At 50.1% G+C, this 8293-nt stretch carries 9 protein-coding genes; all 9 read left to right on the plus strand.

The features are described from left to right. The first annotated feature begins 59 nt into the window (after nucleotides 1–59). The 9 genes from ABMB67_RS14080 to wecB all read left to right on the plus strand — a co-directional run bounded on the left by ABMB67_RS14080 (nucleotide 60) and on the right by wecB (nucleotide 8082). Nucleotides 60–1100, plus strand: a complete 1041-nt coding sequence (locus ABMB67_RS14080) for an L-threonylcarbamoyladenylate synthase (RefSeq protein ID WP_354572465.1) — start codon at nucleotides 60–62, stop codon at nucleotides 1098–1100. A gap of 92 nt (nucleotides 1101–1192) precedes the next feature. Then, entirely contained in the window at nucleotides 1193–1735 is a 543-nt protein-coding gene (locus ABMB67_RS14085) for a manganese efflux pump MntP (protein WP_251223061.1), read from the plus strand. Nucleotides 1736–1839: 104 nt separating this feature from the next. Then, a complete protein-coding gene (locus tag ABMB67_RS14090) occupies nucleotides 1840–2313 on the plus strand; it encodes a low molecular weight protein arginine phosphatase (protein WP_251223062.1) in 474 nt (157 codons plus the stop codon). A gap of 16 nt (nucleotides 2314–2329) precedes the next feature. Next, nucleotides 2330–3625: a methyl-accepting chemotaxis protein gene (locus ABMB67_RS14095; RefSeq protein WP_251223063.1), complete on the plus strand. Its 1296-nt coding sequence runs from the start codon at nucleotides 2330–2332 to the stop codon at nucleotides 3623–3625. Between the two features lie 59 nt (nucleotides 3626–3684). After that, nucleotides 3685–4122, plus strand: coding sequence for a ribose 5-phosphate isomerase B (gene rpiB / locus ABMB67_RS14100; RefSeq protein ID WP_251223064.1), 438 nt, complete (start codon nucleotides 3685–3687; stop codon nucleotides 4120–4122). A gap of 14 nt (nucleotides 4123–4136) precedes the next feature. Beyond that, entirely contained in the window at nucleotides 4137–4700 is a 564-nt protein-coding gene (locus tag ABMB67_RS14105; protein WP_251223065.1) for a TIGR01440 family protein, read from the plus strand. Between the two features lie 145 nt (nucleotides 4701–4845). Further along, on the plus strand, nucleotides 4846–6087 hold the full coding sequence (gene glyA, locus ABMB67_RS14110; protein WP_354572466.1) for a serine hydroxymethyltransferase: 1242 nt from the start codon (nucleotides 4846–4848) through the stop codon (nucleotides 6085–6087). Between the two features lie 195 nt (nucleotides 6088–6282). Further along, entirely contained in the window at nucleotides 6283–6912 is a 630-nt protein-coding gene (upp, locus tag ABMB67_RS14115; protein ID WP_251223067.1) for a uracil phosphoribosyltransferase, read from the plus strand. 24 nt (nucleotides 6913–6936) lie between these two features. After that, a complete protein-coding gene (gene wecB, locus ABMB67_RS14120; protein ID WP_354572467.1) occupies nucleotides 6937–8082 on the plus strand; it encodes a non-hydrolyzing UDP-N-acetylglucosamine 2-epimerase in 1146 nt (381 codons plus the stop codon). The last annotated feature ends 211 nt before the right edge of the window (nucleotides 8083–8293 follow it).

Genomic DNA, 8293 nt, shown 5'->3' on the forward strand with positions numbered 1-8293 from the left:
CGGCAGATTGACATTGGTAAACATCCTCTGCAAAATGAAGAGGATAGGAGCGATGACATGTGAGTTATGAACATACGGAGTATTGGATTGTGGATAAAAAAATCAATCAGGAGCGAACAAAGGCGCAAATAAACGAAGCTGGGATGTGGATAAAAAAAGGAGAAGTTATCGCCTTCCCGACAGAGACCGTTTACGGCCTCGGAGCAAACGCTTTAGATGAGCAGGCTGTCCGCAAAATATTCGCGGCCAAGGGCCGTCCGAGCGACAATCCGCTGATCGTGCATATTGCCGAGCGGCAGCAGCTCGATCAGCTGGTGACGGATATATCGCCACAAGCGGAAAAGCTGATTGCCCGCTTTTGGCCGGGTCCGCTGACGCTCATTTTCAAGAAAAAAGCGGCGGTTGCGCCAAGTGTAACAGCCGGGCTTGACACGGTCGCTGTCAGAATGCCGGATCATCCTGTCGCCAGCGCATTGCTTCAGGCGGCGGGTGTCCCTGTTGCGGCGCCGAGTGCCAACCTCTCGGGGAAGCCAAGTCCGACGTCGGCAGAGCATGTCCGCCACGATCTCGATCATAAAATCGCCGGCATCGTCGATGGAGGGAAAACCGGCGTCGGACTGGAATCAACCGTCCTCGACTGTTCCGGCACAGTGCCCGTTCTCTACCGCCCCGGCGGTGTAACAAAGGAGCAGATTGAAGCGGAAATCGGCCCGGTCGCCCTCGACCTTGCGCTTCATTCAGCACAGGAAACGCCGATGTCGCCAGGGATGAAGTATACACATTACGCCCCTGCCGGCACGCTCTGGCTCGTCCAGGACCGGTCGCGCATTCCGGAGCTGGTCGCCCGTTCCAAGGCGGAGGGGAAGCGCGTCGGTGTTCTGACGACAATTGAGCACCAGGCCGATTATCAAGCCGACCTCGTCAAAGCCTGTGGAAAAAGAAGCAGCCTGGCGACAGTAGCCGCTGACTTGTATGAGAGCTTACGCGCCTTCGACCATGCGGAGGTGGAAGTCATTTATGCAGAAACATTCCCCGCTGAAGGCGTCGGGATTGCAATTATGAACCGGCTGGAAAAGGCCGCCGCGGGAAGAATGCTGTAAACAAGACCGTCCCGCCACTTACACTCATACACATGTTTGTTTTTGGACGTGCATAGAGTAGAGAGAGCATGTCTGTAATGAGGAGTGGTGGGATGAGCGAATGGGTCGCGTTATTTATTATGGCTAGTGCGCTCGGGATGGACGCATTTTCGGTGTCGCTTGGACTCGGAATGCTTGGGCTGCGGCTGAGGCAAGTCTTTCAAATCGGTTTTACAATTGGGATTTTTCATATGATTATGCCGCTGTTAGGGGTCGCTGCCGGAAAAGTGCTATCCAGTTATTTTAGTATGCTGGCGACCTTTATTGGCGGCGCCTTGCTGTTTCTGATCGGTTTGCAGATGGTGGCCTCCGCTTTCAAGGCGAATGAAGAATCGACGCTGAAGCCGTATGGAGCGGGAATGTTTCTTTTTGCGCTGAGCGTCAGCCTAGACAGCTTCTCAGCCGGACTTGGCTTAGGGATGCTGGGAGCGAAAACGCTGCTCACCGTGGCGATGTTCGGAGCGGCAAGCATGCTCCTCGCCTGGACCGGATTGATGATGGGACGCAGGTTTCAGCATTATATCGGCGCCTATGGCGAGCTGTTGGGCGGCTGCATCTTAATCGGTTTTGGCATTAAGCTGTTTCTGCCGATATAAGACCGGCTTTATCGATAGCCCGTGTACCGTTTTTAGTGTGAATGTGATAAGATGGAACTAGACAGAAAAATGAAAAAGAAAAGTGTTTTTTGGGAGTAATATTGATGGATGAACAGGAGTTGATAGCCTTGTCAAAAAAGAAGATTTTATTTGTGTGTACCGGTAACACGTGCCGCAGTCCAATGGCTGAAGCCCTGCTGCGCAGCCGTGCCGCTGATGTTGAAGTGAAGTCGGCGGGAATTCATGCGCTGCCGAGCATGCCGGCATCTGACGGGACGAGGGCGATCCTGGAGGAAAAGGCGATAGCGCCCGATCATACCTCTCAGGCCGTGTCTGCTGATTTATTGACTTGGGCTGATCTTGTTCTGACGATGACCAGGTCTCATAAAGAGGCGATTCAGCTTCTCTTTCCTGAGACAAGTGAACATGTTCACACATTAAAGGAATTTGTCGATGACGAGTCAGAGGAGGTCGATATCGCTGATCCAATTGGTGGTTCACTTGAGGACTACCGGCAAACAGCAAAGGAAATTGAAAGATGCTTGGACAAGTTAACACACAAACTAGCGAATTTGTGAAAGGTGGAGACATGAGGTGGGGGAAAAAAAGAGCTATCGGGCCAGCATCAGGAAAAAGCTGGTTATTGGAATTAGTGGATTAGCCGTTGTAACATTCGGGTTTAGTGCTATTTTTATTTTCGTTTTAGCTGATTTATTGGAAGGAAAGTTTGGGATTAGTCGCGAGGCCTTTATCGTCTTTACATTAATAAAAGGTGTTTTCTGGAGCGGTGTGCTCGGTTATCTGTTCGCGCCATTGATTACAAAGCCGATTAAAGAAATTGAGCAGGCGGCCCGGCTGGCAGCTGCCGGCGATATCCAGCACGATATAAAAGTGTCGAAGTCCGATGATGAAATCAGGTCGCTCGGACTCGCTTACAACGAAATGCTGAGAAGCCTGCGTCATATGGTTAAGGACATTGATGATAACTTTAATGAAACAAACAAGAAAGTAAATGAAATCACAAGCGCCTCTGAAGTTGCCGCTTCAAAAGCGTCCCAAATCGGTTTGACGATGGATGAAATCGCGCAGGGGGCGGAAAATTCGGCGAATGCGATTCAAAATACGGCAGAGTCGATGGAGGATGTAGCGCAAATTGCTGAGAATGTTCAGGCGCGTGCCAACACATCGAAAGAATCATCCGAGGCAATGGTACATACGCTAACAGAAAGCAGAAAAGTCGTTGATTCTCTCGTCCAGGGCATTAAGCAGCTGGCGCTTGATAATGAAAAGTCATTGACTGTCGTCGGCAGGCTTGAAACCCAGGCGAAGGAAGTCGGCGATATTATTTCCCTCGTGGGGGATATCGCCGGACAGACGAATCTGCTTGCTTTAAATGCTTCAATCGAAGCAGCGCGTGCCGGCGAACAGGGTAAAGGCTTTGCGGTTGTCGCCGATGAAGTGCGGAAGCTGGCCGATGAAAGTGCGCAGGCGGTTCAGGGGATTACAGACTTGATTCACAATATCCAGTCAGAAGTAAAAAATGTCGTCGAGCAAATCAGCGAGCAAGTAAAAGTCGCGAATGAGCAGTCAGAACATGGAACAAAAACAAACGAAGCGATCACCGAAGTGGAAAAATCGGTTCATGAGGTTGCGGCTGTCATTGCAGAAATTTCGCAAATGATTGACCGGCAGATGGAATCGATTAAGAAAACAACACATGAATCTCAGGAAGTCGCGGCGATTGCCGAAGAAACGTCGGCCGGATCAACCGAAATCTCCTCGATGACAGAGCAGCAGTCAAGCGTGATTCGTGAAATGGCCGGAACGGCACATGAGCTATCCGAGCAGGCGAAAAAACTGAAAGCGACGATTGAAAAATTTTCAATCTAAAGAAATGAAGGCGCGGCGGCTTTTAAGATGAATATTTAGAAGCAGATGGAGTGATTTTAATGAAAGTAGCAATTGGTTCAGACCATGGAGGAATCCAAATCCGTGAAGAAATAAAGAAATTAATGGATGAGCTTGGCATTGAATATCAGGATTTCGGCTGCGAATGCGATACATCGGTTGACTATCCTGATTATGCGATTCCTGTAGCGGAAAAGGTTGCAAGCGGCGAGTTTGATCGTGGGATCTTAATTTGCGGCACTGGGATCGGAATGTCGATTGCTGCCAACAAGGTGAAAGGCATCCGCTGCGCCCTCGTGCATGACTGCTTTAGCGCAAAGGCGACACGCGAGCATAACGACAGCAACGTGCTGGCGATGGGGGAACGCGTCATCGGTGCCGGGCTGGCGCGGGAAATCGCGACGATCTGGCTACAGACAGACTATGAAGGTGGCCGGCACGAACGCCGTGTTGGCAAGATTACTGAGTACGAAGCGTAGTCAAGGAGGCTCCTATGAACGAGTCAACACAATTGATTGAGCGGCAGGTTCTTGCCGTGCTCGCTGACTTGCAGCGGGCCATGCCTTTAACAGAGGACGTGCTGCTCGTTATCGGGACAAGCACGAGTGAAGTCATCGGCGAAAAAATAGGTTCAAATGGATCCGAGGAAGTGGCGGCGGCGATTTACCGCGCTTTATCGCAGCAACGTGAACAAACCGGAGTGCAGCTGGCCTTTCAATGCTGTGAGCACTTGAATCGCGCTCTTGTCGTCGAAAGAGAGACGGCAAGAGCGCGCGGCTATGAGATCGTCTCCGCCGTGCCGGTCCGTCAGGCTGGTGGGGCGATGGCGGCATATGCTTTCCGGCAGATGAATGATCCCGTACTCGTCGAAGAAGTTTCCTGTGAAGCAGGAATTGATATTGGCGATACATTGATCGGGATGCATTTAAAAAAGGTCGCGATCCCGGTCAGAGGTGCGGTGAAGATGATTGGTGCGGCACATGTGACGATGGCTGTGACAAGACCGAAATTAATTGGCGGTGTCCGCGCTGTCTATGAGCGTGATGGATTGCTTTAGACGTGTCCATTCGTCTTTGGTGAACAAAAAAAGAAATTTAGATGATTTCGTACGGAAATACGCGCGAAAATGTGATAAGATAAAAGCGGAAGAATAGTTTTTTGACGGAATGACGAAAGTTATGGATTGGGAAGGGGAATGGAGAATGTCATTACAAAAGCAAGACCCGAACGTATTTGCAGCAATTCAGCAGGAGCTGGGGCGTCAACGTGACAAAATTGAATTGATCGCTTCAGAGAACTTTGTTAGTCCTGCCGTCATGGAAGCACAAGGCTCTGTCTTAACAAACAAATATGCAGAAGGCTATCCGGGACGCCGTTATTACGGTGGCTGTGAATATGTGGATATTGTCGAGGATTTAGCAAGAGACCGTGCTAAAGAGATCTTTGGTGCTGAATATGTCAATGTGCAGCCTCACTCCGGGGCGCAGGCGAATATGGCGGTCTATTTTACGATCCTTGAGCCTGGTGATACGGTTCTTGGAATGAATTTGTCGCATGGCGGACATTTAACTCACGGAAGTCCGGTTAACTTCAGTGGCGTGCTTTACAATTTCGTTGAATATGGCGTCGATAAAGAGACGCAGCGCCTTGACTATGACGCGCTGCAAAAGCTTGCAGAGGAGCATAAGCCGAAACTGATCGTCGCCGGGGCGAGCGCATACCCGCGTGAAATCGATTTTGCGAAATTCCGTGAAATTGCTGACAGTGTAGGCGCTTATCTGATGGTTGATATGGCTCACATCGCCGGTCTTGTGGCGGTAGGACTGCACCCTAACCCAGTGCCGCATGCTCATTTTGTGACGACAACGACTCATAAGACACTTCGCGGACCGCGCGGCGGGATGATTCTTTGTAAAGAAGAGTTCGGCAAGAAAATTGACAAGTCGATTTTCCCTGGCATTCAAGGTGGTCCTTTAATGCACGTGATTGCCGCCAAAGCGGTTGCTTTTGGAGAAGCGCTGTCACCTGAATTTAAAACATACGCTGAATCGATTAAAACGAACGCCAAGCGTCTCGGGGAGAAGCTTGTCAGTGAAGGAATTAATCTCGTATCAGGCGGTACGGATAACCATTTGCTTTTGCTTGATTTGCGTTCCCTTAATCTGACAGGGAAAGTAGCTGAAAAGGCCCTTGATGAAGTTGGGATTACAACGAATAAAAATACGATTCCGTTCGATCCTGAAAGTCCGTTTGTGACGAGCGGCATCCGGATCGGAACAGCTGCTGCGACATCGCGCGGCTTTGATGGAGAAGCAATGGATGAGATTGGCGCAATCATTGCTTTGACGCTTAAAAATATTGAAAATGAAGAGAAGCTGGAAGAAGCGCGTTCACGTGTAGCGGCGTTAACGGCCAAATTCCCGATGTACGAGCATTTAGGATAAGAAAACTTGATCAGCCTGTGTTGTTCCTCATGAGCAATGCAGGCTGATTTTTTGCAGGATAAGAAGCAATAGGGGAGGAATCAGTGGCTGCAAGCTGATTCAAGAATCTTGTCAATTCGGCTTGCTAAGTAGTAGTCATTCAAGTAGAATTTTCAAAGAGTCATGTTAAAAGAACGGAAAAAGGAGCCGAAGAAGATGAGCAAAGTTTTTGTATTTGACCACCCTTTAATTCAACATAAATTGACGTACATACGCGATAAATCAACCGGTACAAAGGAATTCCGCGAGCTGGTGGATGAAGTCGCGGGGCTGATGGCCTTTGAGATCACACGCGATTTACCATTAAAGGACGTCACTGTGGAAACACCTGTCGGACAAGCTGCTTCTAAAAAAATCGCCGGGAAGAAATTAGGCCTTGTGCCGATCCTCAGGGCAGGTCTTGGAATGACCGACGGTATATTGCGGATGATTCCCGCTGCGCGGGTCGGGCATGTCGGACTGTATCGGGATCCGGCGACATTAAAGCCGATTGAATATTATGTGAAGCTGCCCGCTGATGTTGAGGAGAGAGAATTTATCGTGATTGATCCGATGCTTGCGACAGGCGGTTCAGCGATTGAAGCGATCAACAGCTTGAAGAAACGCGGGGCAAAAACGATGAAGCTGATGTGCCTCGTCGCCGCTCCGGAGGGAGTGGAAGCGGTGCAGAAGGCACATCCGGATGTCGATATTTTCCTCGCGGCACTGGATGAGAAATTAAATGAGAAGGGCTACATCGTACCAGGCTTGGGAGACGCGGGAGATCGTTTGTTTGGAACGAAATAGGACACCAACTGGAGGAGCACAATCATGAAAAAGAAAGTGAAAGTATTAACGGTATTTGGAACGAGGCCAGAGGCGATCAAAATGTCACCGCTCGTGTTGGAATTAAAAAAACACGAAGCTGAGATTGAGTCGTATGTGACGGTAACTGGCCAGCATCGTGAAATGCTTGATCAAGTACTCGATATTTTTCAAGTCGTGCCTGATTATGATTTGAATATTATGAAAGCGCGGCAGACGTTAGCCGATGTTACGACGAATGCTTTGCTCGGACTCGACGGGACGATGAAGGAGCTTCAGCCGGATATCGTACTCGTACACGGTGACACGACGACAACATTCGTTGCCAGCCTTGCTGCTTTTTACAATCAGATCGCCATCGGTCATGTCGAAGCGGGCCTGCGGACATTTAATAAGTACTCCCCTTTCCCGGAGGAAGCGAACCGGCAGTTGACCGGCGTCCTGACTGATCTGCATTTTGCGCCAACGAAGCAGGCCGCCAAGCATCTGCTTGATGAAAACAAAGCGGAGGACGCGATTTTTATTACAGGAAATACGGCCATCGACGCCTTGAAGACAACGGTCAGTGAAGCGTACGAGCATGAGATTCTCGAAAAAGTTGGCAGCAGCCGCCTCGTTCTTCTCACGGCTCACCGCCGCGAAAACCTCGGACAGCCGATGAAGAATATTTTCAAAGCGGTTCACCGTCTCGTTGAAGCGCATCCCGATATTCAGGTTGTGTATCCGGTTCATTTGAATCCGGCTGTCCGTGAAATAGCTGGAGAGATACTCGGCGACCATGAAAGAATTCATTTGATTGAACCGCTTGGTGTCGTCGATTTCCATAACTTTGCCGCAAAGGCGGAAATTATTCTGACCGATTCCGGGGGAGTCCAGGAGGAAGCGCCATCGCTTGGGACGCCTGTTCTTGTGCTGCGCGATACGACCGAGCGGCCGGAAGGCATTGAAGCCGGAACGCTGAAGCTTGCCGGCACCGACGAGGACGATGTCTTTCATATGGCGCACGAGCTGCTTACAAACAGCGAAGCGTACCAGCAAATGGCGAAAGCCTCGAATCCATACGGAGACGGCCAGGCCTCGGCCCGAATCGTCGACGCGATTCTTTACCATTTCGGCCACCGTCCAAACCGCCCAACCCCATTTAACCCCTGAAAAAGGCGCATTACCCTTTTTCAGGGGTATTGCTATGAGCGGAACCTCTGCCCAAAAAACAGTCCGAAAGGGTTTGTCGGACAGTGCAGAGAGAGGAGCCATAGCAGCTTAATCGAAAAAAGGCGCATTACCCTTTTTCAGGGGTATTGCTATGAGCGGAACCTCTGCCCAAAAAACAGTCCGAAAGGGTTTGTCGGACAGTGCAGAGAGA

It is taken from the genome of Halalkalibacter oceani (assembly GCF_040544555.1).
Lineage (GTDB): Bacteria > Bacillota > Bacilli > Bacillales > Bacillaceae_D > Halalkalibacter > Halalkalibacter oceani.